Source organism: Enterococcus sp. LJL51 (assembly GCF_054871795.1).
In genome coordinates, this window is the sequence record NZ_JBTXLW010000020.1 from 1 (window position 1) to 24,336 (window position 24,336).

General features: G+C 38.4%; 25 protein-coding genes. 17 read left to right on the forward strand and 8 right to left on the reverse strand.

Annotated features, from left to right (window positions below):
• Positions 1 to 141: 141 nt before the first annotated feature.
• The 3 genes from ACYSNQ_RS15325 to ACYSNQ_RS15335 all read right to left on the reverse strand — a co-directional run bounded on the left by ACYSNQ_RS15325 (position 142) and on the right by ACYSNQ_RS15335 (position 2,461).
• A complete protein-coding gene (locus ACYSNQ_RS15325; RefSeq protein WP_426084458.1) occupies positions 142 to 1,164 on the reverse strand; it encodes a peptidylprolyl isomerase in 1,023 nt (340 codons plus the stop codon).
• Between the two features lie 509 nt (positions 1,165 to 1,673).
• Positions 1,674 to 2,033 carry a YtxH domain-containing protein gene (locus tag ACYSNQ_RS15330; protein ID WP_426084459.1) on the reverse strand — a complete coding sequence of 120 codons (360 nt, stop codon included), beginning with the start codon at positions 2,031 to 2,033 and terminating at the stop codon, positions 1,674 to 1,676.
• Positions 2,030 to 2,461, reverse strand: a complete 432-nt coding sequence (locus ACYSNQ_RS15335) for an HIT family protein (RefSeq protein ID WP_426084521.1) — start codon at positions 2,459 to 2,461, stop codon at positions 2,030 to 2,032. The genes ACYSNQ_RS15330 and ACYSNQ_RS15335 overlap by 4 nt, the downstream gene beginning before the upstream one ends.
• Positions 2,462 to 2,654: 193 nt before the next feature.
• Between ACYSNQ_RS15335 and pdxR the strand changes: the two genes are divergently transcribed.
• The 9 genes from pdxR to ACYSNQ_RS15380 all read left to right on the forward strand — a co-directional run bounded on the left by pdxR (position 2,655) and on the right by ACYSNQ_RS15380 (position 11,270).
• Positions 2,655 to 4,043, forward strand: coding sequence for a MocR-like pyridoxine biosynthesis transcription factor PdxR (pdxR, locus tag ACYSNQ_RS15340; protein WP_426084460.1), 1,389 nt, complete (start codon positions 2,655 to 2,657; stop codon positions 4,041 to 4,043).
• A 92-nt stretch (positions 4,044 to 4,135) separates the two neighbouring features.
• The gene (locus ACYSNQ_RS15345; protein WP_426084461.1) at positions 4,136 to 4,555 is read left to right on the forward strand and encodes a GNAT family N-acetyltransferase; all 420 of its coding nucleotides are present in this window, start codon (positions 4,136 to 4,138) and stop codon (positions 4,553 to 4,555) included.
• A 165-nt stretch (positions 4,556 to 4,720) separates the two neighbouring features.
• Positions 4,721 to 5,434, forward strand: a complete 714-nt coding sequence (locus tag ACYSNQ_RS15350) for a B3/B4 domain-containing protein (protein WP_426084522.1) — start codon at positions 4,721 to 4,723, stop codon at positions 5,432 to 5,434.
• A gap of 282 nt (positions 5,435 to 5,716) precedes the next feature.
• Positions 5,717 to 6,454 (forward strand): ABC transporter ATP-binding protein, encoded by a 738-nt coding sequence (locus ACYSNQ_RS15355; RefSeq protein WP_426084462.1) that lies wholly within the window; start codon positions 5,717 to 5,719, stop codon positions 6,452 to 6,454.
• Between the two features lies 1 nt (position 6,455).
• Positions 6,456 to 7,673, forward strand: coding sequence for an ABC transporter permease (locus tag ACYSNQ_RS15360; RefSeq protein ID WP_426084463.1), 1,218 nt, complete (start codon positions 6,456 to 6,458; stop codon positions 7,671 to 7,673).
• Positions 7,674 to 7,677: 4 nt separating this feature from the next.
• Positions 7,678 to 8,532, forward strand: coding sequence for a D-amino-acid transaminase (gene dat, locus ACYSNQ_RS15365; RefSeq protein WP_426084464.1), 855 nt, complete (start codon positions 7,678 to 7,680; stop codon positions 8,530 to 8,532).
• A 174-nt stretch (positions 8,533 to 8,706) separates the two neighbouring features.
• Positions 8,707 to 9,354: a tRNA (guanosine(46)-N7)-methyltransferase TrmB gene (gene trmB / locus ACYSNQ_RS15370; RefSeq protein ID WP_426084465.1), complete on the forward strand. Its 648-nt coding sequence runs from the start codon at positions 8,707 to 8,709 to the stop codon at positions 9,352 to 9,354.
• A 265-nt stretch (positions 9,355 to 9,619) separates the two neighbouring features.
• Positions 9,620 to 10,348 carry a DNA alkylation repair protein gene (locus tag ACYSNQ_RS15375; protein WP_426084466.1) on the forward strand — a complete coding sequence of 243 codons (729 nt, stop codon included), beginning with the start codon at positions 9,620 to 9,622 and terminating at the stop codon, positions 10,346 to 10,348.
• A gap of 328 nt (positions 10,349 to 10,676) precedes the next feature.
• A complete protein-coding gene (locus ACYSNQ_RS15380; RefSeq protein ID WP_426084467.1) occupies positions 10,677 to 11,270 on the forward strand; it encodes a TetR/AcrR family transcriptional regulator in 594 nt (197 codons plus the stop codon).
• A 247-nt stretch (positions 11,271 to 11,517) separates the two neighbouring features.
• Here the strand turns inward: ACYSNQ_RS15380 and galE are convergent, their stop codons facing one another.
• The 3 genes from galE to ACYSNQ_RS15395 form a co-directional block, all read right to left on the reverse strand.
• On the reverse strand, positions 11,518 to 12,507 hold the full coding sequence (galE, locus tag ACYSNQ_RS15385) for a UDP-glucose 4-epimerase GalE (RefSeq protein ID WP_426084468.1): 990 nt from the start codon (positions 12,505 to 12,507) through the stop codon (positions 11,518 to 11,520).
• A 150-nt stretch (positions 12,508 to 12,657) separates the two neighbouring features.
• Complete coding sequence (locus tag ACYSNQ_RS15390) at positions 12,658 to 13,161, reverse strand: LURP-one-related/scramblase family protein (RefSeq protein ID WP_426084469.1); 504 nt, start codon at positions 13,159 to 13,161, stop codon at positions 12,658 to 12,660.
• An 88-nt stretch (positions 13,162 to 13,249) separates the two neighbouring features.
• Positions 13,250 to 13,585 carry a peptidase gene (locus ACYSNQ_RS15395; RefSeq protein WP_426084470.1) on the reverse strand — a complete coding sequence of 112 codons (336 nt, stop codon included), beginning with the start codon at positions 13,583 to 13,585 and terminating at the stop codon, positions 13,250 to 13,252.
• Between the two features lie 233 nt (positions 13,586 to 13,818).
• Here ACYSNQ_RS15395 and pepA point away from each other — a divergent pair, with 233 nt between their 5' ends.
• The 3 genes from pepA to ytpR all read left to right on the forward strand — a co-directional run bounded on the left by pepA (position 13,819) and on the right by ytpR (position 16,030).
• Positions 13,819 to 14,895 carry a glutamyl aminopeptidase gene (gene pepA / locus ACYSNQ_RS15400; protein ID WP_426084471.1) on the forward strand — a complete coding sequence of 359 codons (1,077 nt, stop codon included), beginning with the start codon at positions 13,819 to 13,821 and terminating at the stop codon, positions 14,893 to 14,895.
• Positions 14,896 to 14,904: 9 nt separating this feature from the next.
• Positions 14,905 to 15,216 (forward strand): thioredoxin family protein, encoded by a 312-nt coding sequence (locus tag ACYSNQ_RS15405; RefSeq protein WP_426084472.1) that lies wholly within the window; start codon positions 14,905 to 14,907, stop codon positions 15,214 to 15,216.
• 199 nt (positions 15,217 to 15,415) lie between these two features.
• Complete coding sequence (gene ytpR, locus ACYSNQ_RS15410; protein ID WP_426084473.1) at positions 15,416 to 16,030, forward strand: YtpR family tRNA-binding protein; 615 nt, start codon at positions 15,416 to 15,418, stop codon at positions 16,028 to 16,030.
• 94 nt (positions 16,031 to 16,124) lie between these two features.
• Here the strand turns inward: ytpR and ACYSNQ_RS15415 are convergent, their stop codons facing one another.
• Positions 16,125 to 17,417, reverse strand: coding sequence for a S1C family serine protease (locus ACYSNQ_RS15415; protein ID WP_426084474.1), 1,293 nt, complete (start codon positions 17,415 to 17,417; stop codon positions 16,125 to 16,127).
• Positions 17,418 to 17,816: 399 nt separating this feature from the next.
• On the opposite strand from ACYSNQ_RS15415, the gene rlmH reads away from it, so the two are divergent.
• The 5 genes from rlmH (at position 17,817) to ACYSNQ_RS15440 (ending at position 22,823) form a co-directional block, all read left to right on the forward strand.
• The gene (gene rlmH / locus ACYSNQ_RS15420) at positions 17,817 to 18,296 is read left to right on the forward strand and encodes a 23S rRNA (pseudouridine(1915)-N(3))-methyltransferase RlmH (protein WP_426084475.1); all 480 of its coding nucleotides are present in this window, start codon (positions 17,817 to 17,819) and stop codon (positions 18,294 to 18,296) included.
• A 393-nt stretch (positions 18,297 to 18,689) separates the two neighbouring features.
• A complete protein-coding gene (locus ACYSNQ_RS15425) occupies positions 18,690 to 19,790 on the forward strand; it encodes a DUF4062 domain-containing protein (RefSeq protein WP_426084476.1) in 1,101 nt (366 codons plus the stop codon).
• Between the two features lie 156 nt (positions 19,791 to 19,946).
• On the forward strand, positions 19,947 to 20,741 hold the full coding sequence (locus ACYSNQ_RS15430; protein ID WP_426084477.1) for a DUF5677 domain-containing protein: 795 nt from the start codon (positions 19,947 to 19,949) through the stop codon (positions 20,739 to 20,741).
• A gap of 468 nt (positions 20,742 to 21,209) precedes the next feature.
• Positions 21,210 to 21,674 (forward strand): hypothetical protein, encoded by a 465-nt coding sequence (locus tag ACYSNQ_RS15435; protein WP_426084478.1) that lies wholly within the window; start codon positions 21,210 to 21,212, stop codon positions 21,672 to 21,674.
• Between the two features lie 357 nt (positions 21,675 to 22,031).
• The gene (locus ACYSNQ_RS15440; protein ID WP_426084479.1) at positions 22,032 to 22,823 is read left to right on the forward strand and encodes a hypothetical protein; all 792 of its coding nucleotides are present in this window, start codon (positions 22,032 to 22,034) and stop codon (positions 22,821 to 22,823) included.
• 414 nt (positions 22,824 to 23,237) lie between these two features.
• Here ACYSNQ_RS15440 and ACYSNQ_RS15445 read toward each other — a convergent pair whose 3' ends face one another.
• A complete protein-coding gene (locus ACYSNQ_RS15445) occupies positions 23,238 to 24,116 on the reverse strand; it encodes a hypothetical protein (protein ID WP_426084480.1) in 879 nt (292 codons plus the stop codon).
• Between the last annotated feature and the right edge of the window lie 220 nt (positions 24,117 to 24,336).

Below are 24,336 nucleotides of genomic sequence, written 5' to 3' on the forward strand. Positions count from 1 at the left end.
TAAAAGCACGCTCCTTTTGATTTGGTTTAGTCACTTTAATCTTACACGGTTGCGTGCTTTTTGTGTACCCTAAAATCAAAAAAGTAGGACAATAATCAGATTTTCTTCTGACTATTGTCCCACTCCCATTTTTTTATGTCATTATTTAGAAGAGTCCTCTGTTGAGCTTTCTTCTGTTTCAGAAGAATCAGTTGAAGCAGATTCTTTTTTACTTGAAGAGCTTTCAGTCTTATCGTCAGCAGATGTGCTGTCAGTTGAGCTTTCTTCTGTTTGGATATATTGAGCTAAGACGTCTTTGAAGGCGTCATCTTTAATTTTCACGTTAGCAGCTTTCAGTTCATCACTGATTACTTTAGCAGTAAATGTCTGATCAGAAGCTTTTGCTGTTTCAGCAATTTCTTTCAGCTGTTTCTCATAAGGCTTCATATCGTTGCCTTTAGCAGAAGTTTTTGTCATTTTTACTAAATAGTAAGTTGTTTGATAGCCAGTACTGTCAGTTGCTGGGATTGGCTCGCTGACTTCACCGTTTTTCAGAGTGAAGGCTTCAGTTTGAACAGCAACTGGAACAGTTGTTGATGTTGAATCAAATTTAACTTTTCCGCCATCTTCTTTTGTTGTTGTATCAGTAGATTTTTCTTTAGCAATCTTTGTGAAGTCGCCGCCGTCATCTAATTGTTTTTTGATTTCTTTTGCTTCATCTTCAGTAGCAACTTGAATAATTTGTGCTTCTACTTCAGGGTGGAAGCTTTCCCAAGCTGTTTTCACATCTTCATCTGTGATATCGATGTTTGCTTCAATCCCTTTTTGGTAAGCAAGACTTTGTTTGATACGTGCTTTATAAGATTCTACAGTAAAGCCGTTTTGTTTCAAGTAATCTTCAAGATTGGTTCCTTGAGATTCAGCAGACTCTTTTGCTTCGTTGTATTTTTCATCAACATCCTTGCTTTTAACCTTATCGCCGTATTTATCTTCAAAGACTTTAAAGATAATCATTTCAGCAACTGTTTGTTGACTTGTACTGTCACTCTTGATACGGTCATAGAAATCTTCTACAGTGATTGTAGAACCTTTCATTGTTGCGATTTTTTCAGAACTGTTTGAACAAGCAGCTAATGCAAAGACAGAAAACATACCTGCAGCAGCTAGAATTAGTTTTTTCTTCATTAATTTAGCACTCCTAATAGTTGATTTGTATTTTTTATTATGTAGAAAAGAATTTCTCACGTTTACTACTATACCACAATCTTTCCTATAAAAGAAATAGTGATTTGATACTTTCGAACAATTTTCAAATTTTGGACACAATTTAAGAAAGATGTGAATTGTTATGAAATTTTTGATTTTTTAGTAATATTTATCATCCTTTTGAGCGATTATAAATATCTAAAAGAAGAGAAAGACGTTGTTGGAAGATATTCGTTTTTAGAAGTTTTTTTGCGGCAGATTGAATGTGTAGAAGGAGAATTTATTTGAAGTCCTTAGAATGTCCTGCACTGATTTTTTTGAATAAGGGAGGAGCTATTTGAAGTGCTGCTATTCAGAGTATAAGGTAAGAACGAAATAAGAGAGCTTAGTTTTGAGAACTAGGCTGCGTTTGCGGCTATCTGTTAGTTTTTCAGAATTAAAGAGCGAAACAAAACCGTTTGGCCGTTTAGTTTCGCTCTTCTCCAGAACTATTTCACGTTTTGTTTTAGTTCGGTTTCCGGCATTTCAGGAAGCTCGCTTTGAATTTTCTCCAGCTGCTCCTGCAACTGTTCAATCCGTGGTTCTGCCTGAAATTTGAAATTTTCGATGTCCCTGTTTAATCCCTCTACAAAGGGAGGAATAACTGTTTCGGTTGTTACCTGAAAGTCAGTCAAGGCTGATTTGAATCCTTCCAGTTTATGATTGAAATCCTCTGTTAAGTATTTCCAATCATCCAGCTCATCAATAATTTTTTCCTGCGTTTCTTTTCCGCTTCTTGGGGCAAGCAATAGGCCGCCGATTCCTCCGACTACAGAGCCGAAAATTAGTCCTTTTAGAAAACCCTTCATCCGTTAGTCACCTGCTTTGCAATTTGTGCTGCTGTATTCTGCATCTCTTCAGCAGTGTATTTCTCTTGGTTATTTTCAAAATGCATAGAGAAGCCGTCCTGTTTGCTGTATCTTGGGATTAGATGGATATGGGAATGGAAGACAGACTGATAGGCCAGCTCTTTATTATTGTTAATGATATTCAAGCCTTCCATTTCGGGAAAAGCCTGTTCAAGCGCTTTAGCAATTTTGGGGATGCGGGCAAAAATATCAGAAGCTAAAGCAGCATCGTAGTCAAAGATATCTGTTACGTGGGTTTTAGGAACGACTAGGGTATGTCCTTTCGTTGCCTGGCTGATATCTAAAAAGGCATATACTACATCATCTTCGTATATTTTATAGCTGGGAATTTCCTGATTAATAATTTTACAAAAAATACAATTTTCCATCATAAGCCTTCTTTCCTGATTGTTTTTCTTCTCCTACTTTACCATAGATAGAATAGAATGTGTAAAGTTTGTTTCAGGAAAGGAGCAGGCAAAAGCTGGTCTTTGCTGGTTTTTCTGCTAAACTGTTCTTGTCTCCTCGTACAGAGAATGAACCAATAGGAAACATAGAATATAGGAAAGCAGGTAGCCCAAAATGTATCATTTAGATCGGATGATTTCAAAACCGATGTATCAGCAATTATATGAACAGATAAAAAAGGAATATCAGGTGGAAGCAAAACAAGTAAAGCTGCCTTCTATTCGTGAACTGGCAAAAGAGTTGAATATTTCTAAAACAACTGTTGAGCAGGCCTATAATCAGCTGGTTGCAGAAGGACTGCTGCTAAATATTCCTCAATCAGGTTTCTATTTTTTACCTGCAGAGCCGGATTCAAAATGGGAACAGGAAATAGACAATGAAGTACTGGAACGAAGACAGCAAGTGGATTTCGATTTTCGATATGGGACAACATTTTTTTATACCGCTTCGTGGAATAGCTGGAAACGTTGCGTCAAAAAAGCAATGGAACAGGAATTTCTGGATGAGCGATCAGCTTATCAGGATGTGCAGGGAAACGACAGACTACGGTCTGAGCTGGTTAAAATGCTGGGACGAACGAGAGGTGTCCGCTGCCGCAAAGAGCAGATAGTTATTACAAGCGGCAGCTTGGATTCACTAGATATTGTTTTAAATCTGCTAAAAAGGAAAAGTCGGCATTTTCAAGCAGCTATTGAAGATCCTGGCTACTATGCAGCTGGACATATTTTTACCAGAAATGGCTTCCCTCTGCAGAATATCCCTGTTGAATCTGAAGGAATATCAATAAGCAAACTAGCCCTTTCGGCAGCTGATTTAGTTTATGTTACGCCTTCCCATCAGTTTCCTATGGGCTATCGAATGTCTGTAGCCAGACGGCAGCAGCTTTTACAGCTGATTCGTGAGCGTCAAGGCTACATTATTGAAGATGATTACGATAGTGAGTTTCGCTACACGACACAGCCGCTGCCCTCTCTCCAGTCTTTGGACCGACAGGATTGTGTTATTTATCTGGGGAGTTTTTCAAAAACGATTAGCCCTACTCTGCGTCTCGGGTATATGGTGCTTCCCAGACATCTAGTAGGAGAATACCGGACTTTGTATCAGTTTGATCATGAACGAGCGGCGTACATGATTCAAGAAGGTATGGCGGAGTTTCTTTCTTCCGGCAGCTATTATCGGCATATTAGTAAGGCAGTTGGAACGAACAAAGCAAAGTATCATCTATTGGAAGATCAGCTGAACTTGCTAAAGGCAGAGGGTAGGATTGATTGGATACCATCGGATGGCGGATTACATGTTGTCATGGAAGTACTGAATTTGCAGGAAACAGATGTGTTTTTACAGCAGCTGCAGCAGCACAGCTTACGTCTTTATCCTTTGTCGAAATACTCTTTTTCAGTATGTAGAGATCAGTTTTTCCTTTTAGGATACGGTGGTCTTTCTTTAGAAGAACTGACCCATGGATTAAAGCTCTTAAAGCAAGTTGTTCAAAATTTGTCGTAACTGTCCTCTATAAAAGAAAAAAATTGTCTATTTTTTAAAAGTCACTCTATTGATAAGCTAGTTGGTACAACAAAGGAAGTGGAGTGAAGACAATGGTTAAATATAAAATCAATGAACCAATAACAGTAGAACAGTTTAAGGAAATTATTCAGCAGACAGGGCTAAAGAGAAGACTAGATGATCGCAAAAAATTGATAAACATGTTGAAAAATGTTGATTTTCTGATGACTGCCTGGGAGGATGAAAAGCTGGTTGGTTTTGCCCGAGGCTTTTGTGATTTTGGCTCTATCGTTTATGTGGCAGAGTTAGGAGTTCATAAAGATTACTGGAAGCAGGGGATTGGCCGGAAATTAATGGAGGCAATAGTTGCTTATGTAGGAACAGATATTCATATTGTTCTGCTGGCATCAAAGCTGGCAGAGAATTATTATAGCAAACTGGGCTTTGATAAAGATCCCCGAGGGTATGTCAAGCTGCCCGAGCCCCTTCATCCAGATGACTGGCAAGTATAATGAAAAAATAAGTACAACAATTAGCAGAGAGTATTTTTAAATCAGTAAAAACAACTGTAGCGAATTTTATCGCTATAAAGAGAAAAGATAAAGATAGCTGGCTTTTACAAAGTTTTGCATTGCTTATCATGAGGGTATACAATGAATGGAAGGAGGGATTTTATGATGAAAAAAGTGAGTGTAGAAGATGCATTTTGGGAAATTTTTCCAGAAGCTCAAATCAATATTTTAGTTGTGAAAAACATTGATAATCATGTGTACGAAAAAAATACTCCCTATTTTACTAAGTTGTTAAAGCAGGCCGCAAAGGAAGCGGAGCAGTTTTTAGGGGATGAGAACTTTAGCAGTAACCAAGTCGTTGCCCAATGGCGCGACGGGTTTAGTCAATTTAAAACGAAAAAGGGTGCGCGCTCATCGATTGAGGCTCTGTTAAAAAGAGTGAGTCAGCAGAGAGAATTTCAGCCCATCAATCCGCTTGTGGACATCTATAACAGCATCTCTTTAAAATATGGAGTTCCCAGCGGTGGTGAAGATATAGATAAAATAGAAGGCAGCCTGTATTTAGGCAAAGCGAAGGGCGGCGAAAGCTTTCTGCCTCTTGGTGCTGAGAAAGATGCGCCTGCTTTACCAGAAGAGATTATTTATTATGATGATGAAGGAGCTATCTGCCGCTGTCTGAACTGGCGTGAAGCGCAGAGAACCATGTTAACAGAAGAAACCAAAGCTGCGGTTCTGGTGATTGAATCCATCAATGAGGAACAGAGCAAACGTGCCGATAAGGCAGTGATTGAACTGAAAGAATTGGTAGACGCTTATTTTAATTCTGAAAGTACGATATATAAGCTATCGCAAGCGTCGGCAGAAGCCATATTGGAATAAAGCAGCCTACTATAATATAGTAGCTTTAGTTAGTGTAAGCAGTATTTTTCTAATAATACTAGAGGAGAATGACCGATTCAGCCCCTTCTGTTTCATTTACTGCAAAGAGCCCTCGTTGCTCGGTTTTCATTTTTTGATTCTTTCTATGCAGCTGCTTCAACAACAAGTGATTAAAGTGAGTTCGCAGCAAAAGCCTGATAGAGTATTCTATTGCTCTCTTGGGTTTTGTTGTTTTATGGAAGATGTTATAATGAAAGCATTAAAAAATTTGGAGGCAATGAAATGAGCTTGAAAATTGAGCATTTAACTGGCGGTTACGGTCACGTTCCCGTCCTAAAAGATATAAATTTCGAAGTTAAAGCGGGTGAAATGGTTGGACTAATTGGACTGAATGGTGCTGGGAAAAGTACGACAATCAAAAATATCATCGGTCTGCTGACTCCGCAGAAAGGGAAAATTTCCATCGACGACCAAACGCTTAGTCAAAGTCCGGAAAGCTACCGAAAGAAAATCGGCTATATTCCCGAAACGCCTTCATTATATGAAGAGCTGACATTGAAGGAACACATTGAAATTACTGCGATGGCTTACGATATACCTGTAGAAGAGGCTTTCAGACGTGCAGAAGTACTATTGAAGACGTTCCGACTGGAAAATAAACTGGAATGGTTTCCAGCTCATTTTTCCAAAGGCATGAAGCAGAAGGTTATGGTTCTCTGTGCCTTTCTGATTGAGCCAAGCTTGTATATCATTGATGAGCCGTTTTTAGGTCTGGATCCGCTGGCGATTCATGCACTGTTGGAGCTGATGGATACAATGCGCAATCAAGGATCGGCTATTCTGATGTCTACGCATATTCTGGCGACTGCTGAAAAATATTGCGACCGTTTTGTTGTGCTTCACGAGGGAGAAGTGCGGGCAATCGGCTCAATGGATGAACTGAGAGCAGAATTTAATTTACCGGACTCTTCTTTAGATGACATCTATCTTGCATTAACTAAGGAAGAAAAGGTGGGGTAACATGGCAGATTTATATCGGATGCGATTATCCCGTCATTTGAAAAAAATGATGAAGTATATGCAATACGTTTTTAACGATCACTTTGTTTTAGTCTGTATTTTTCTGCTTGGCGGTTTAGGCTTCTATTATTCAGAAATTTTGAAAAATTTACCGGAGGAATTCAGCTGGGGCAAACCACTGATTTTACTAATGTGGCTAGCTGTGTTGTGGATTGGTCAACTGGCAACCTTGACTCAGGAAGCAGATAAGGTGTTTATCCTGCCGAAGGAAGCTGAAATGAAAGGCTATCTGCAACGGGCGCTGCGGCATTCCTTTATTCTTCCTGCTGCATGTTGTCTATTGCTGGGTGGAATAACGATGCCTTTTGTAGTTGTGGCGACGGGTCAGCCCTTCAGTTCTTTTATTTTTTATCTGATTATGCTGTTGCTTTTGAAGCTTAGTCATCTGAAATGGCAGGAATATGATTTGTATCAAGTGGGTACCAATGAAAGCCGCCTTTGGCTGTTAATCTGGCTAGGCGCCAGTGCGGGAGCGATTGTGGCCAGCTTATATATCCAGCCGCTTATCGGATTAGGCGCTGCAGCCGGAATATTTGGGCTCTTTTCAGTGCTGCTTGCTCAGAAGCTGCAGGGTGTATCTCTGGATTGGGAAAAAATGATTCGAAAAGAAAACAACCGGCTTCACCGGATTTACCGATTTATTCATCTGTTTACAGATGTACCGGAAATTACCGGGAGCATCAAGCGTAGGAAGCTGCTTGATCCTCTATTGAAACAAATTAAGCAGACCACTAAAAATACCTATCTCTATTTATATACCCGCAGCTTCGTAAGAGGTTCGGAATATAGCGGGTTATTTCTCAGACTGCTGGGCGTGGGCGGGATTATCCTGTACTTCTCCAATGAATTCTTGATGTCCTTGGGAATTGCAGCGATTTTTATCTATTTAATGGGTTTTCAGCTAATCCCCATCTATTCACAGTTTGACTATATGGTCATGACCCATCTTTATCCGGTTTCTATAAAGCAGAAGAAACAGGCAGTTAGCTTTTTACTAACAGTCATTTTATCAGTAGCAGCCGTTGTTTTTAGTATTCTTGTTTTAGTGGTTCTGCCGAATAAGCAAGAGGCACTAATTGTAGTGGGCGTCTTAATAGCTGAAATAGTTATTTTTACAAAACTCTATGCACCACAGCGTTTGAAGAAAATGGAGGGATAACTGTATGAAGGTTTTATGGAAGGATCAGATTGTCGAACGGGAAGAGGTTCAAATTGATATGGAGGACCGCGGCTATCAGTATGGCGATGGTCTGTATGAAGTTATTCGTGTGTACAATGGCCAGCTCTACATGCTGACTGAACATTTGGACCGTCTTTGGGCCGGGGCAGAAAAAATCAAGCTAGTTTTGCCTTTTTCAAGAGACGAACTAACCGATCGTCTAAAGAAACTGACAGAAGTTGAAAAAATACAAGAGGGAAAGCTGTATCTGCAGGTTACCCGCGGCATTGATTCGCCCCGCAACCATGCTCTACCTGATCCTAAAAAAGTACAGGGTGTGTTGACTGCTAATATCATTCCATTTGCACGCCCGATTGAAAAACAAAGTAAGGGCATTAGCTGTGGTATCGTTCAGGACACCCGCTGGCTGCATTGTGACATTAAATCACTCAGTCTGTTGGGCAATGTTCTGGCGCTGGATGAAGCACGGAGCAGAGGCTTCGATGACGCGGTACAAATCCGTGACGGCAAGGTTACAGAAGCTTCAGCTGCTAATTTCTGGATGATTAAGGATGGGACTGTCTACACACATCCGGATGGGGCATTGATTTTGCCTGGCATTACGAAAATGAAGCTGTTAAACGTGGCGCAAGAGCTGAAAATTCCTGTAAAGGAAGAAGCTTTTAACGAAACAGAGCTATTGGCAGCGGACGAATGCTTTATCTCCGGATCGCTTATTGAAGTGGTTCCAGTGGTAAAAATTGAAGATCAGCTTATCGGCAGCGGCAAGCCGGGAGAAATCACGAAGCAGCTTCATAAGAAATATCTGGAAGCTGTCGAACAAGGAACAAATCGCTAGAGAATAACCTTGAAAAGCAGGACTGTCTACGGCGGCTGTCTTCAGATAGTTCCTATTTTTCCCGGGTTGACATTCTTATAAAAAGCAAGTATAAATGAATAGAACTGTGAGGCTGGGTGAAATACCTCAGTCTCTTTTAATGAGAAAAAGATAAAATAAGCGAGGAAAAAACGAATGCGTGTAAGAAAAAGACCAGGGGCAGCGGAACTGCTGGCTGCTCATCCAGAATATGTAGTTGCGGGACCAGAACAATGGCAAGGGAAATGGCAGAAACGATTTGGAAATAATCACCCCATTCATATAGAAATAGGCACAGGCAAAGGTCAGTTTGTCATGGGAATGGCAAAAGCCCATCCGGAAATTAATTATATAGGGATTGAAATGCAGGTTAGCGTGCTTTCTATTGCGTTGGAAAAGGCATTAGAGGAGGAACTTCCCAATCTACAGCTGCTTCATGTAAACGGTGAGGAGCTGACGCAGTATTTTGCTGAAAATGAAGTAGATCAGATTTACCTGAATTTTTCTGATCCATGGCCGAAATCCCGTCATGAAAAGCGCCGTTTAACATCTAAAAGCTTTCTCACGGTGGATGAAACAATCTTGAAGCCGAATGGAGAAATTCATTTCAAAACAGATAACCGCGGATTGTTTGAGTATTCTTTGAGCAGCTTCTCTAAATACGGTATGGTGCTTGAACAGGTTTGGCTGGATTTACATGACAGCTCCTATGAAGGAAATATCATGACAGAATATGAAGAAAAATTTTCTGCTAAAGGACAGCCGATTTATCGGGTTGAGGCCCGTTTTCAAAGTGAAAAGTAACCGTTGCTACGGGTTTATCAGGTGCGTAGAACAGATGGATTAAAATGAAATACTTAACAGAAGTGAAGTAGCAAAATGCTAAAGAGCTTCTGTTTTTTGCGTGGAAATGGGGAAAATAGTCTAGCCAATAAAAGCAGCTGGCAGGAATCGATTAAGTTATCAGGCGTTTATTGTAATAGCTATAGCTTTATAGACGTACATACAGGATGTATGTTATTATGAATGTAATAAGTACAGACATAAATAAGTGGAGGTGAAAAGAAAGATGAAGCACAAAGACCATTATAATGATCAGTATATTTTAGATTTTTCATCAAAGCTATCTTCTGTTATTCAAGATTTTGATGGGACTGCCTTTTCTAACGAGCTGCTTGGACAGTTGGAGGACAAAACGCTGTTTGAACGGTTTGATGCCATTGTGGATGGGATGGAAAGACATTTAGGAAACGACTATACAAAAAATATTTCAGCGTTCTATGGTATGCTGGGACCTGAGCTAACTAAGTCAGAGGGCATGTTTACTTTTGGCTGGTGGTTATGGCCGGTGGGCAGGTATGTTGAGCGCAACGGCAATCAGGATTGGCAGGTCTCTTTAGCTTTTTTGAAGGAATTAACCAAACGGTTTACCGGCGAGTATGCGATTCGTCCTCTATTGCAGGAGCACCCGGCAGAGGTGCTGGAGGAGCTGATTATCTGGACGAAAGAAGACAATGTTCATGTGCGGAGACTGGCAAGCGAGGGCGTTAGAATTCGTCTGCCGTGGTCGCCCAAGCTGTATACTGCACTGGAGGAATTTAACCAGTATGTTGTGCTGCTTACCAATCTAAAGGATGATGACGAAAAGTTTGTACAAAAGAGTGTAGGTAATAATTTAAATGATTTATACCGGGAAGCACCCGAAAAAGCCGAATACATTATCGAGGAGTGGAAGAAGACGCCGGGCAGTAAAGCTCAGGACTGGATTATTAAGCATGGGATGAGAAATCAAAAATAAATAAGCGGTTTGACTGAGGTTGTGACAAAAGTGTTCAACTCCGAGAACCAAGTAGGTACTGTTTAACATCAGCTCGTCCCTCACTGTGTTTCACAGCAATAAGAAGAATAATCCGAAAATTGTCAAGAAACACTACGAGGGAACCGAGTGACTGTTGATTGATACCTACCTGGAGCTTCTCATATTTTTGAGATTATTCGGCTTATTTCCGAGAAAAGCTGCTTTTGGAATGCCGTTTATTCGGTTTTAGGGATGTCAAAAGTCTGGGATTTTGTTTATGTCCCAGACTCAGTAAAGTAATAACGAGCTAGTTGAGAGGGCTGAATAGATGAAAAAAGAAGAAGCAAAGCAGAAAACAATTGCCAGTCTGCTGAAGATTGCGCGAAAGCATTTTACAGATCAGGGATACTATGATGCATCTCTTGAAGAGATTGCTGAAGAAGGCAATGTAACTAGAGGCGCAGTCTATCATCATTTTAAGAATAAAAAGGGGCTTTTTCTGGCAGTTTTGGATAAGGTTCAGGCAGATGTGGCTCGCCAAATCGAAGAAGAAGCCATGAACAGCACTGATCTCTGGGAACAGTTGATTTTGGGAAGTGTGGGCTTTGTTAAAGGAGCGAACACAAAGGAAAGCCGTCGCATTTTACTGACGGATGCACCAGTCGTAGTTGGCTGGGAGGCTTGGAGAAAGGCAGATCAGGAAAACTCGATGGGCGTTCTGCAAAAGCATCTTGATGAGCTTAAGGAAGAAGGATACCTGAAGGAAAATACAGAGACAAAACTAATGACATATGCAATTTCAGGTGCATTAAATGAGCTGGCTTTGAACTATTCAACGAATAAGGCCGAAGCGTACGATCAAAAGGTTTATGAGACAATCAGTCAAATGGTTGGCGGGTTTCGAAAAACAAGTAGTAAATAGACCTATGCCGGAATACTTAGCTGCTTAACTTGCTGAATAAAAAACACCGCAGTCACTGACAGCGTTTCAGCACAAATTAGACCAAGGAATCAAGCAACGTTGGTTAGCCCAGTTTTCAGGGATGATGACAAGAGGTGCAAGCTTCTGTCATCGTCCCTATTTATTTCTGCGGGTAGAATGTTAGCCAGCTAAAGCGTTCAAACGCAACAGCCATTCTCTTGAGAACATTTTTCCTATTTATCCTCAGTCAGTCCTCGTAGCCATTTGGATGATTTTTATGCCAATTCCAGGCAGTGCGGATGATAGTGTCCAAATCTGTATATTTAGGCTGCCAGCCTAACAAATCTTGAATTTTTTTACTGGAGGCAACAAGTGAATGTGCGTCCCCTGATCGCCGCTCTCCATAAGTAATCGGAATAGTTGTTCCCGTATATTCCTCCACTTTACGAATAATTTCCAAGGTGGAAAATCCAGTAGCACTGCCAACATTGAATAGAGTACTTTCATTACCCTCAAGTAAGTACTGCATAGCGGCTAAGTGTGCATTAGACAAATCTGTAACATGGATATAATCTCGTACTGTCGTTCCATCTTTTGTCGGATAGTCTGAACCAAGAATAGTAATTCCTTCCCGCGTTCCTAGTGGTACTTCAAGAACTACTGGAATTAAATGTGTTTCCGGGCGATGGTCTTCTCCGATTTCACCTGCTAAATCAGCGCCGGCTACGTTAAAGTAACGTAAAATCACGTAGTTTAAATCATAAGCTGAATGGCACCATTGAAGAATAGTTTCCATCATATGCTTGCTTTCACCGTATGGATTTTTAGGTCTAACCTCAGTTTCTTCAGTGATTGGTCCTTCAGAAACGTCCCCATAAACAGCGGCAGTAGAAGAAAAAATCAAATTCTTTACAGAGAACTGATTCATTGTCTCTAGAAGAGCGAGCAGACCGCCGACGTTATTATCAAAATATACTAACGGTTTTTCTATAGATTCACTGACAGAAGCACTAGCAGCTGTATGGAAAACCATATCAAAGGACGTGTCGGAAAAAATCATTTTAAGTAGTGCTTTGTCACGGACATCTCCCTTGATAAAAGCAGCAGCCTTATGGACAGCGGCTTGATGTCCAGTCTGCAGATTGTCCAGAGCAACTACTTTATGATCAGCTTCTATAAGCTGTTTAACAATATGAGAGCCTACATAACCAGCTCCTCCTACAACTAAAATATTCATCGTATCCTCCTGACTAAAAATCATCTGTACTGTGTGGTAAGTCAAACTCTGATTTTTAGTATACACACTCTAATGGAAAAATGCGTCTGAAGAGCTTTGCTGCTTCCTTAGAAAAAACTACAAGTAGCGGAGAGGTAGCGGTTTCTACGCTTAATTTGAGGTATTGTTAGAGCTGGATGCTGCACTTTCCTGCTGTTTGACGAAGTCAATGGCGATGACTAAGGAAATAATTGTGTGTTCTAATTCGTCATCGAAAATATCTATTTCAAAGGAGTCCCCCCAGCTGAACCATTTTTCAGAAACACTGCCGATGCGGCTGCCGTTTTTTAAAATCTCAAAATTTTTATTCCACCAGTCACCTTGAATTTCCAAATCTTTTGCGGAGATATGGTAGCGGGATTTAAAGAGTGTAAACTCTTTTTCAATAACTAGAGCCTCTTCTCCGTCGATTTCTACAAAGAATTTTGGCAGCAGGCTAAAGACCTTCTTAGTAATCGTACCCACAGTCTGTCCGTTCATATCCAAAATAGTGAAGGTTTTGGGAACAGAAAGAAAGCTCCCCTCTACGATATACTGATCCTGCTCACGGCTGTCTTTTACGGTGTAATGTCCGCCTAAACTAAACACTTTCTGTTTAATATAAAGCTTTTTCATCAAGTACGCCTCCTTGGAATTGCTGCTTTTTTGGCTAAAACAAAAAGATGAAGTGTGCAGCAGCATACCACCTCATCTTTTTTTGTTTTTATAAACGAGTAACCTCGATTACTGTACCAGTTTGTGCATCCGCAACAAAAGCATACTGAACAAGTGTGCCGTCTTCTACACGGGAAACACCGCCGTTGTATGTTTTGGAATGAATCGCAAACTTTCTCAGTGGTTTTTTCTCAAACTCAATCCAGGAGCCTTCAATTGGTCCCTCTTTCAAAAAAGCGTCCTTTACATTTTCCAGTACAAGATCTGCATCCAGCGTGCGTTGCTTTTGATACCATAAGGTAGACAGGACACCGCTGATGACCCCTAAACCAGCTCCTAAAGCCAGTCCGCTCTTGAAATAGCTTATTTCGTTTTCTTCACCCATCAGGAACCCCCTCCATCTATTCCCAAATATTGATAAATCAATGTTATCATAATACTATGATAACACAGTCTACCGAAAATAAAAAAACGAAAAAATGTTCATTGAAATATTTTTGCGTTATAATGGAAACGATTCTTGAAACTGAGAGAATAAGTCGTTTTTGGCGGCTTAAAATGGCTGAAAGTCGACAGTTCAAGTTAATTAAATGAACAAGATAAGGCAGGGATTAGAAAATGGAAGAAAAAACATTCCAACGAATCAAAGAACTGACAGAATTACAGGGAACCAGCGGAGCAGAGGACGATATCCGAGCGTATATGAAGCAGCACATTACACCGCTAGTGGATGAGGTTCAATATGACGGACTAGGCGGCATATTTGGTATTAAGCGTGGGAAAGAAGCTGACGGACCGCGGGTAATGGTTGCTGCACACATGGACGAAGTCGGATTTATGCTGACCCAAATCAAGGATAACGGATTGTTCCGAGTAGTTCCTTTAGGCGGCTGGAATCCCTATGTGGTTTCTGCACAGCGCTTTACGCTGAAAACAGCGAAGGGAGATTATCCATGTATTTCTTCTTCTATTCCCCCTCACTTGCTGAGAGGTACTAATGGTCAAAAACAGCTGGAAGTAACAGATGTTTTGTTTGATGCCGGCTTTGAATCAAAAGAAGAAGCAGAAAGCTACGGTGTTCGCCCAGGAGATACGATTGTTCCTCAAACTGAAACAATAAAAACAGCGAATGGCAAGAATATTATCGCCAAATCATGGGATAACCGCTACGGCTGTACCTTAGTTCTTGAAGCGCTGGAAGCTTTGCAGAACGAAACACTGGGGCATACACTAATTGCCGGCGCTAATGTTCAGGAAGAGGTTGGGTTACGCGGAGCTAAACCATCTGTGCATAAATTTAAACCAGACTTGTTTTTTGCAGTAGACTGTTCGGCTGCAGATGATATCAATACTAAGAAGGACACTTATGGTCATTTAGGTGAAGGAACGCTACTGCGTATTTTTGATCCGGGAATGATTACACTACCGCGTATGCGTGAATTTTTATTGGACACAGCTGAAACCAATAAAATTCCTTATCAGTATTTTGTTTCAAAAGGCGGCACGGATGCTGGTGCTGCCCATACTACAAATGCTGGTGTACCAAGCTCTGTGATTGGTGTCTGTGGACGCTACATTCATACCCATCAAACAATGTTCAGTATCAAAGACTTTGAAGCAGCGAGAGAAATGCTGATTCAAGTGTTGAAAGGGCTGGATAAATCTACTGTTAACACGATTATTTACGGAAAGTAGAGGAAATCAATGATTATACCAACGAGTTTAGAGGAATTAGCTGAATACGTAGAGAATGGCAAGAATGTTTTCTTTTTCACGGCTGACTGGTGTGGCGACTGCCGGTTTATCAAGCCTGTTCTGCCGGAAATTGAAAATGAATTTCCGGAATATCAGTTTATTCAGGTGGATCGGGATGAATTTATCGATGTTGCGGCGAAATGGAATATTTTTGGGATACCAAGCTTTGTTGTTTTAGATGAAGGCAAAGAATTAGGTCGTCTGGTAAATAAAGACCGCAAAACAAAAAAAGAAATTACTGATTTTCTTCGGAGCTTGTGAGAAACAGAGAGGGTGGGAGCGGATGATTCTCACCCTTTTATTGTATTGAAAAATAGTAATAACAGGGATTCCCACCCTTTTTTGCCTAGCAGCTGTCGGTTAGGTTTATTAGCAAATCGAGATGTTGCCTAAAAATTGCGTGCACCCAAATGCTTTTTTTGATAAGATTAGACAGGAAAACAGTCAAGGAGGAGAATAAATGATTTTTTCATATAATAAAGAACATGTAGGCGACACCTTACTGGTGATTGTCGCAGATGATCTGGGACAGGAAAACAGTGTAGAGCGCAAGGGAAATGTTGCAAAAGTAACTGCGGGTTCTAATCAAGTGGTTGCCTGGAACATTTTTAATGTTTCTTCGATTATTTCTATTGAGGGCAGTGGACAGGTAGAATTAACAGAAGAACAACTAAATCGCCTGAATGAAGAATTAAAAGCAAATGGATTTTCTGAAGAGCTGATACTGGATGAAACACCTAAAATTGTTGTTGGATTTGTTAGATCCTGTAAAAAACACCCGGACTCGGACCATTTATCTGTTACTCAAACAGAAGTGGATAATGGCGAAGTTCTGCAGATTGTCTGCGGCGCGCCGAACATCAAAGCCGGACAAAAGGTTGTTGTAGCGAAACCGGGAGCAATGATGCCGGATGGTATGATGATTTGGCCAGGAAAGCTGCGGGGAGTAGAGAGTTTGGGTATGATTTGTTCTGCTAGAGAACTGAATGTACCCAATGCTCCAGAAAAGAAGGGAATTATGGAACTGCCGTTTGATGCAGTAGTTGGAACTCCATTTTCAGCTGAGGATTATTGAGAAGAGTAATAATTGCTGACCTATTTTGCTCAGTGTGCATTAAATAAAAAAAGCCGCCTCCGTCGATGGTCGACGAAGGCGGCTTTTTCCTGTTTTATTCTTGTGATTGTAATGCTGTTTGATCAATAGTTAGTTCGATTTTTACGGTCTGTTCTTTAGAACCGCGGTAGAAGGTAACTTCCATCGTATCACCAACTTTTTTCTTATAAAGAGCACTTTGAACATCCGTTGAAGACTCTACGTCTTCGCCGTCAATTTTAGTGATAACATCATATTTTTCAAGACCCGCCTTGTCTGCTGGAGTTGCTGATTGTACAGAACGAACGACTACGCCAGTCGTTAATTCCTCAGGCGTCTTCAGAATCTGCTCTCTTTGCTGAGTAGAAATGTTAGTCATATCAACCATAGATACACCCAATGCCGGACGAGTAACTTTACCTTCTTTTTCCAGCTGGTTAATAATGTTGACTACATCATTACTTGGAATCGCAAAGCCCATACCTTCAACACTGACAGAGTCGTTGGATTGGACAATCTTCACAGAGTTAATCCCGATAATCTGACCTTCGATATTGACTAGCGGACCACCGGAATTTCCTGGGTTGATAGCTGCATCTGTTTGAATCGCATTGATACTAATTGTTTCACCATCATCATTAGTATTTGTGATATTTCTGTTTAAAGAAGAAACAATCCCTTGTGTCACAGAGTTTGCATAGTCAGAGCCCAAAGGAGAACCAATCGCAATTGCAGGCTCGCCGATTTTCAGACTGTCGGAATTACCGAATTCTGCAACCGCATCAATATTGTCAGAAGTAATCTTAATCACTGCAAGGTCAGTATAAGAATCTGTTCCCACAAGCTCGCCCTTTACTTTAGTACCATCATGCAGAACGATTTCCAAACCTTCAGCACCGCTAACTACGTGGTTGTTGGTAACAATATAAGCTGTTTTTCCGTCTTTCTTATAGATAACCCCGCTGCCTTCACTGGCCGCCTCTAAATCCGCCCCATCAGCAGCATCAGAATTGCTGTCGCTGCCGCCGCGGTTGCCTTCATCAAACAAACCGCCGTAGAGTCCAGATTGTTGATTGCTGACACTCTGCATATTGATAACTGAAACAACTGCGTTCTGAACCTTATCCACAGCTTTTGTGATGTCGCTGTTGACATTCACATTTACGTTGCTGACTTTTGTATCCCCGTCATTACTTTCAGGCGTCAGCTGCTCAGATGAGCTAGGTGTATTGTTATTGGACATATCGGTTACTGCATATAGACCGCCGAAGGCCAACGCACCACCGAGCAGACCGCTTGCAAGTCCAATACCAAATTTTTTAAATAAACCATTTTTATTTGAATTAGGTGTAACATCTCTTCTATCCATTATAAACATCCTCCGATTTATTATTCATTTATCTAATTAATAGTATAGCTTTCCTAGACAACATTAGTCTACAGGATAGCTTTGAACTTTTTATGAAAAACTTTGGTAAAAATTCATTTAAGTGAGAAAAAAATAACCCTAATTATGAAAAAATAAAGAAGAAAGATGTGGAAAACATCTAAAAAAAGTTATCCACAGAATTGTGGATAATGTGTATAAATCAGCAGGGGAATACATGTTTGTATTGAAAAAGTTGTAAAAATAGTGCTGAAACGATGTCTAAACTGTGGATAAGTCTGTGTATATGTGCATAACTTTGTGGAAATTCTGTGGAATACAAATCTCCTTCATGATAAAATTAGTGGAAAACATGAGAAAAAGAAGAAAAGATGTGAAGAAATGCGTATAAAAATCATTACTGTGGGAAAGCTAAAAGAAAAATATCTGGTTCAGGGAATTAATGAATACCTGAAACGTCTGCAGAGCTATAGTAAAGTAGAAGTCATTGAAGTACCCGACGAAAAGGCGCCGGAAAAGCTTAGCGAAGCCGAAATGCTTCAAGTGAAGGAAAAAGAAGGCGAACGCATTCTTGCCAAGCTCTCAGACAGCGACTACCTGTTTGCCCTAGCCATAGACGGCAAACAGCCCAGCAGCGAAGACTTTGCCAAAGACATCGAGCAGCTGGGCATCTCCGGCAAGTCACAGCTGGCCTTCGTCATCGGCGGCTCACTAGGACTTAGCGACAAGGTATTAAATAGAAGCAATCAAAAAATCTCTTTCGGCAAAATGACTTATCCACACCAGCTAATGCGGCTGATTCTGGTGGAGCAGATTTATCGGGCCTTTCGGATACAGAAGGGGGAACCGTATCATAAATAGGGATATAAATGATAATAAAAGGAATCGTACTTGTGTCTTATCAGGTACGATTCTTTTTTATTAGGAGAGAAGAATCAACGGATTAATAGTATTGTATATGATATAGTCCGTTACGATTTTTCTCATATTGCAAATAGCTGAGGTGATCGTTACGGAGGTGCGTAACGACAAATTGAATACTATTTATATGGAAAACTATTCTCAAAATAAATAATGATGCTATAATTATTTTAATGAAATTCTTTTTTTTGTTGGAGCAGTGGATTTAGCATAAGACGATGAAAGCGTATTACTATCAAGTAGTGAATAAACTAGATGAAATTCTAGATTTTTTGAAATATCAGTTTTATTGCTAGTAAAAGAATACAAGAATATCTGGAGGCATATTTTATTATGAATAGCGAGAAAAAGTTACAAGTATTTATTTCTTCTACGTATAAAGATTTAATAGATGAGAGGCAGGCTGCTGTTGAAGCTGTGTTAAATGCTGGGCACATCCCAGCAGGAATGGAGTTGTTCAAAGCAGGGGACCAAACTCAGAAAGACATCATAAGAGAGTGGATAGAAGAATCAGATGTATATTTATTAATATTAGGTGCTAGATATGGTTCAGTGGATTCCGAGCTGAATATCAGTTATACAGAATGGGAATATGATTTAGCTGGTGAATTGGGTATCCCTAGATTTAGCCTAGTATTAACAGATGATTATATAAATGAAAAAGTTAAAAAAGAGATATTAAACATTAGTGACATAGAGAGGAATATAGCACCATTTAAAAATTTTAGACTTAAAGTCGAATCTCATATGGTCGAGTATATTGATCATAAACAGGCAATTAAAGGTGCTGTTCTGGGCTCTCTTAATAACACAAATAGAAGAAATCCTGATTTAAAAGGCTGGATTAGATATTCTGATAAGGTTGACGAAGGAAAATTTTATCAACTGGTTAAAGAAAATCAAGATTTGAAAGATCAACTTCAGAAAAGTAAAATAGCACTAAAAAAACAAACTGAAAATTTGAAACAAGATGATGATATTATTGTAGTGGAAATTCATTTTGACATTTATAATAAAACGACAAAAATAAATAAAAATGGTAACTCATATGTTAGGTATGAATATTCTAGTTCTGATGTTACAAAAATAGATGTTTCTGTAAATGAAATGACACGAGCTTTGCTACCTGTGCTGATTCAATATGGAGAAAAAGGTTTAATTAAGAGAGAATTTGATAATATATTGGAGGAATTAATATTTTCTAAGGCTGGTATTCGTGAGTCTAAAGAATACTTTAATGAAAAAGAAGGCTACAACTCCGATTTTAAAATTCCAGAATTGGATCGACTGATTACTCAACTAAAACTATTAAATTTTATTGATTTTAATCAATCGATAGATAAGGATTCTTATTGGACAAAAACGAATGTTTATATCTATATTACTGAATTAGGTACGGAAGAAATCCAGAGGTTGTTTGCTTACAAAAAATAAAAAATATAAAGTGAATATAAAATTTAATTAAACGCGAGAAAAAGCTTAGTCTCTGCGTTCTATCCTTTGTTTAGCTAATTTTTTTCTTATAGATAGAAATAAAATTGAAAAGAAGTGTATTTTAATATAATGAATTGAATGGAAGAGGTTTATGAGATGATGAAAACACCTACTTATGAAAAAATATTTGAATCGACTATAAGAAGATTAGATAATCTAAGGGCTTTGGGTGAAAAGAAATCAAATCCTTTAAATCGTGTGGACATTTTTCTGTTTTTTATAGTGGGAAATATTAATCTTCGTTTAAAAACCATTTTCTTTCTGTTGGAGAATGGTATTACAGATGGTGTGCTGCCGTTACAAAGGACTGTCTATGAACTTCAACTGGCTTTTCAAGTATATTCAAGTGCTACTGCTGAGGAGAAGGAGAGGTTTATTCGGATATATTTGAACAAAAAAGGGTTCGAGTCTGCCGTAAAGTGGGATAAGCTTTTAACGGGTAAAGATTCTATTTTGTTTACAGATATTGATCGTGACATGGTATCAAGTTTTAAACAGGAATTCAAAAAAAAGATTGAAGTTGATTCTGATAAAAAGCTTTCGGTCTTCAAATTGTGGTATGAAATAGCTAGTGGAAAATCATTCAAAGAGTTAAGTGATGAAATGTATTCTGGAGTAGAATTTTTTTCGAGTTATGATGAACTTTCAAATTGGTTACATCCACAGCGGTTGCAAGAAAATTTGAATCCTGAGAATTTTGAACAACAGTTGCCAGATGAATATTGGAAAATGCTAATAAATGTTTCAATATGGAGCGTAAACTCATTAGCTGAAGATATGGTTTTCATGGCAAAGCATTTTAATTTAGACTCAAGTCCAAGGTTTTTCAAATATGGTGATAATGTTTTTGAATTTACTAAGAAGTTGAATGAAATAAGAGATAATATTTAGAAAAGAATCGTTAAGATTCCTAAAGAAATTTTTCGGATGATAGTTGTGGGCTTTCCAATTACATGTAATACGGACATAAGTGTCACAAATAATGAAGTTTTTTTGAGTGGTAGGAATTCAGAACAAAAATCGATAAAATGATGTCCGTTATAGAATTCTCCAAATATCATTCACTTACGATACGGGGAACCGTATCATAAGTAGGGGTATTTTTTTGGAAAGATGGCATAATATCGGCGGTTCGATGATGAGAATCACAGGGAAAGTGATACGGGAGTCCTTGTTGATCTGAAAAAAACAAATGGATATGGGATAAGAAATACATATAAAAATGATTTTTGCTTTCTTTTAATATTGATAGAAAAGACTCTCGTTCTCATTAGTTATCAGCAGGAAGTGTTTTATGTGGAAATGTATTTTTTAAAGCAGAAGATATCAGTCTAGAGTTGTTGATGAGGAGATGATTCGTTGAAGAAAACAATCAAAGTGTTTATGTATTTATTTCTGGCGACTATTTTACTAGTGATAACAAGTCCAGTTATGGGAATTCCATTGATAAATAATATTGTTGCGTGGAGAATGGAAAGTGAATTGAAAAATATTCCAGTACCGAAGGAAACGAAACAAATTCAACATAAGAGTATTGTAGGTAAGCTGAACGGAAACGGAAATGGGATGGACTATTTAGCTACTTTAGTTGTAGAGAGTAAACAGAGTTTAGAAGAACTACAAGCATATTATAAATCACACAAACAAGGAGTGGCTATCATGAATCAAAAAAGTGATAGGTTTAATGGGAACCCTTTGGAGCATGGTGAATTAGTATATCAAAAATTAAGAGACCAGACTGAATTTTCAAATTATTATACAATCTATTTTTATCGTTCAGCTAAGTCTGGCTCAATCCTTGAAAGTGATATTCGAGGCCATTGATAAGAGACATTGCTAGTAAAGGATAAATTTTGTGCTTCAGTAATTGTTTAAAAAACTTTTGACAGACCTTTTATAGAAGAAGTATATGGAGAACTTATTTCTTCTTCCTTATTAAGTTAGTAACATGACTGTATGTTTTTTTGAAGACCGTTGATTTATTGGGTTTAAGTAAATACAGGGTAGAATGATGTGGGTGTTGGTGGTAATCTGGAAATATTTAAAGGAAGAAAATGAATTTATAAGATACTACATTGATGTTTTGGCCTTTTCAAACATTAAACAGAAAAAGATTAAAAATAACTGATTTTTTAGTAAATCGCTAAGATTATATTTTCTAGGAATGGAGTTGTTAGCATAGTGTTTAAAATGTTTAATAATGAAACAGAGTGGGAGATATTTCAAAACGTTATACAATCTAATAAACCAGTTTTTGTTAAATCCAAAAAAGAAAAACTGCTATTAAAAAAAATAAAAGAATCTGAATGGAATGATAACACAAGCACAAGGCCAGATTTTATTGCGAATGATTTGATGATTGAAATGTTTGAGATAGACGATATTGTTACAACAAAAAAAGGAAAGAATAATCCACAACGAAAAGCAAATGCAAGAGCCTTGAGAACTGTTGAGAATTGGATGAGTGAGTTTCCTGAAGGAACATTTCATCCTAATCCAGTGATTATTGGCAATGGAGATACAAGGTACAACCCTGAAACAGATAGCTTTACTCCTGATGATTCAATAAGTCATCATAACTATGGGGCATACTTAAATAATTTTAAGAGAATATGCCAAAAACACTTGGACAGTGTAGATGCTTATAAAAAGAACTACCCAAATAAACAACTTGGGTTTTTAATAGTAGATGATTCAACATATTATGTAAGGAAAAAAGAAACAAATAGGATTTCAACACGTGAAGCAGTTTTCAGTCTTCCATTTTTTGATAAAAACTTTATGAAATTATTTATAAAGTCGGAAGTTGATTTTGTACTATGGGCATTCAACAATAAATATTTCTATACTAAGGAACATCCACATGGTGAAGAATCATTTCTTCCTGAAATAGTTTTGCTCACAAAAGATAATTATTATAGTAAACATTCTAAACGCTTCGATATTAGTTCTATGATGTCACTAGAAGAATAATGAGGGTAGATGAAGAATGCGGGAAGCTTTTTTATAGTGTTTTTATCTATACATCACATCGTATTGAAAGTTTGAATAGAGTGCAAAAAAGACAGTTTAGTTTGTGTCACTAAGTTGTAACAACTTATAAAATAACTATATATTATAACTATGAAGCCCTATCATCTATATCGGTGATGGGGCTATTTTTGTGCACAAAGAAAGGAGATTGGAAGGAAGTATGGAAAAATCCCATACTTCTTTTTGAGTTGAATTAAGTAACACTCAACTGTACGTTTACTTTATAACTTTATATAGCTATCGTTTTAATAGAAATCAAAAATAGGAATGATGTGAGATACAGATATAAATTATTGAGTATTTACTATTATTCATTTGGAAATTTGTAAAATAATTTATGTGAAATATGTGTCTTTATGTGTCCATCATATCCCAATCGCTGCCTAAAACCCAACGTAATGCTGAAAGTTTTCCATTCAGCATACCCCATTCAAAATCGCTATATGGTCCAAGCGCATCTTCCCCATATTTGTCAATCATCCTTTGCGCAGCTTTCAGTGCACCTTCCCAAATATCTGAATTGATAGTGGTTTGTCCATTTTCAACTCGGCTCTTTAATAACAAATGCCTATCGAACCATACTTTTTCATAGAATTCTTCAGAAGCCTTGATGATTTCATCTAATGTACGTCCATCATCGTTTTCCAAATCATCAGTATTCTGATGATGAGCAACTTTGTATTCCTCTAAGCCAACTGTCAGGTCTTTTAATGCAGATTCAATATGAGACATACGTCGGTTTTGAGAAGCAAAAAAGGCTAATTGTTCTTCCCTCTCCATTTCGATATCTAAAAACTCCATACGTATACCATAATAAGAGGGGGTATTAAGTAGTGAAGTGATTTTTTCCAAATGATATAATTGCACATCTATAGTAGAATCAATTTGTGTTAATTTTTCCCTTTCTGAAAGAGTTAACTCTTGGTTAGTGAAAAAAGCAAGGCCTTTAGAGTCGTTAGATTTAACTCCACAGAGATCATGTTGGAATTTTACTCGGACTTCATTATATGTTTTTTGACCGCGAGGAAAATAGACGGCACCTATCCATTTCTTCCCTTCATACGTAAATGCTATATCCTTGAGGCCGTCAGGGCCTCCTAAAGGATGAGATGGATCAACATTATGAAATCCTTCATTTGACAAAATGATGGCTGCTAATCTTTCAGCAGGAGTTTGTCCTCTATCCCAGTTTAATAGTCGATGCCAAGTCTCTTTACCTTCATTCATGCGCATACTTTCACCTGCTCAATCATTATTTTACTTTATAATATAAATGTATCATAATTTAGACAATAAAGGCATAATGTAATTAGAAAATGATGGAAATTTAGGTAAAGGAGGTAGTCTGAAAACTTAATTGTAGGAAATAAGGATTGTTTAGAGGTCATAAAACTGCCTGGAAATGCGATGATTAAAGATCAAAAAATATTGAAGAGTGTTAAGATAAAGATTT

Bases quoted from the DNA above. Each gene is read 5' to 3' on its own strand.
- ACYSNQ_RS15350 (WP_426084522.1), top strand. From the start codon at position 4,721: ATGAAAAAAGTGAGTGTAGAAGATGCATTTTGGGAAATTTTTCCAGAA.
- pdxR (WP_426084460.1), top strand. From the start codon at position 2,655: ATGTATCATTTAGATCGGATGATTTCAAAACCGATGTATCAGCAATTA.
- ACYSNQ_RS15380 (WP_426084467.1), top strand. From the start codon at position 10,677: ATGAAAAAAGAAGAAGCAAAGCAGAAAACAATTGCCAGTCTGCTGAAG.
- ACYSNQ_RS15390 (WP_426084469.1), bottom strand. From the start codon at position 13,161: ATGAAAAAGCTTTATATTAAACAGAAAGTGTTTAGTTTAGGCGGACAT.
- ACYSNQ_RS15360 (WP_426084463.1), top strand. From the start codon at position 6,456: ATGGCAGATTTATATCGGATGCGATTATCCCGTCATTTGAAAAAAATG.
- ACYSNQ_RS15345 (WP_426084461.1), top strand. From the start codon at position 4,136: ATGGTTAAATATAAAATCAATGAACCAATAACAGTAGAACAGTTTAAG.
- ACYSNQ_RS15430 (WP_426084477.1), top strand. From the start codon at position 19,947: ATGATGAAAACACCTACTTATGAAAAAATATTTGAATCGACTATAAGA.
- ACYSNQ_RS15335 (WP_426084521.1), bottom strand. From the start codon at position 2,461: ATGGAAAATTGTATTTTTTGTAAAATTATTAATCAGGAAATTCCCAGC.
- ACYSNQ_RS15325 (WP_426084458.1), bottom strand. From the start codon at position 1,164: ATGAAGAAAAAACTAATTCTAGCTGCTGCAGGTATGTTTTCTGTCTTT.
- galE (WP_426084468.1), bottom strand. From the start codon at position 12,507: ATGAATATTTTAGTTGTAGGAGGAGCTGGTTATGTAGGCTCTCATATT.
- ACYSNQ_RS15405 (WP_426084472.1), top strand. From the start codon at position 14,905: ATGATTATACCAACGAGTTTAGAGGAATTAGCTGAATACGTAGAGAAT.
- ACYSNQ_RS15445 (WP_426084480.1), bottom strand. From the start codon at position 24,116: ATGCGCATGAATGAAGGTAAAGAGACTTGGCATCGACTATTAAACTGG.
- ytpR (WP_426084473.1), top strand. From the start codon at position 15,416: ATGATTTTTTCATATAATAAAGAACATGTAGGCGACACCTTACTGGTG.
- trmB (WP_426084465.1), top strand. From the start codon at position 8,707: ATGCGTGTAAGAAAAAGACCAGGGGCAGCGGAACTGCTGGCTGCTCAT.
- rlmH (WP_426084475.1), top strand. From the start codon at position 17,817: ATGCGTATAAAAATCATTACTGTGGGAAAGCTAAAAGAAAAATATCTG.
- ACYSNQ_RS15425 (WP_426084476.1), top strand. From the start codon at position 18,690: ATGAATAGCGAGAAAAAGTTACAAGTATTTATTTCTTCTACGTATAAA.
- ACYSNQ_RS15330 (WP_426084459.1), bottom strand. From the start codon at position 2,033: ATGAAGGGTTTTCTAAAAGGACTAATTTTCGGCTCTGTAGTCGGAGGA.
- ACYSNQ_RS15355 (WP_426084462.1), top strand. From the start codon at position 5,717: ATGAGCTTGAAAATTGAGCATTTAACTGGCGGTTACGGTCACGTTCCC.
- ACYSNQ_RS15375 (WP_426084466.1), top strand. From the start codon at position 9,620: ATGAAGCACAAAGACCATTATAATGATCAGTATATTTTAGATTTTTCA.
- dat (WP_426084464.1), top strand. From the start codon at position 7,678: ATGAAGGTTTTATGGAAGGATCAGATTGTCGAACGGGAAGAGGTTCAA.
- ACYSNQ_RS15395 (WP_426084470.1), bottom strand. From the start codon at position 13,585: ATGGGTGAAGAAAACGAAATAAGCTATTTCAAGAGCGGACTGGCTTTA.
- ACYSNQ_RS15415 (WP_426084474.1), bottom strand. From the start codon at position 17,417: ATGGATAGAAGAGATGTTACACCTAATTCAAATAAAAATGGTTTATTT.
- pepA (WP_426084471.1), top strand. From the start codon at position 13,819: ATGGAAGAAAAAACATTCCAACGAATCAAAGAACTGACAGAATTACAG.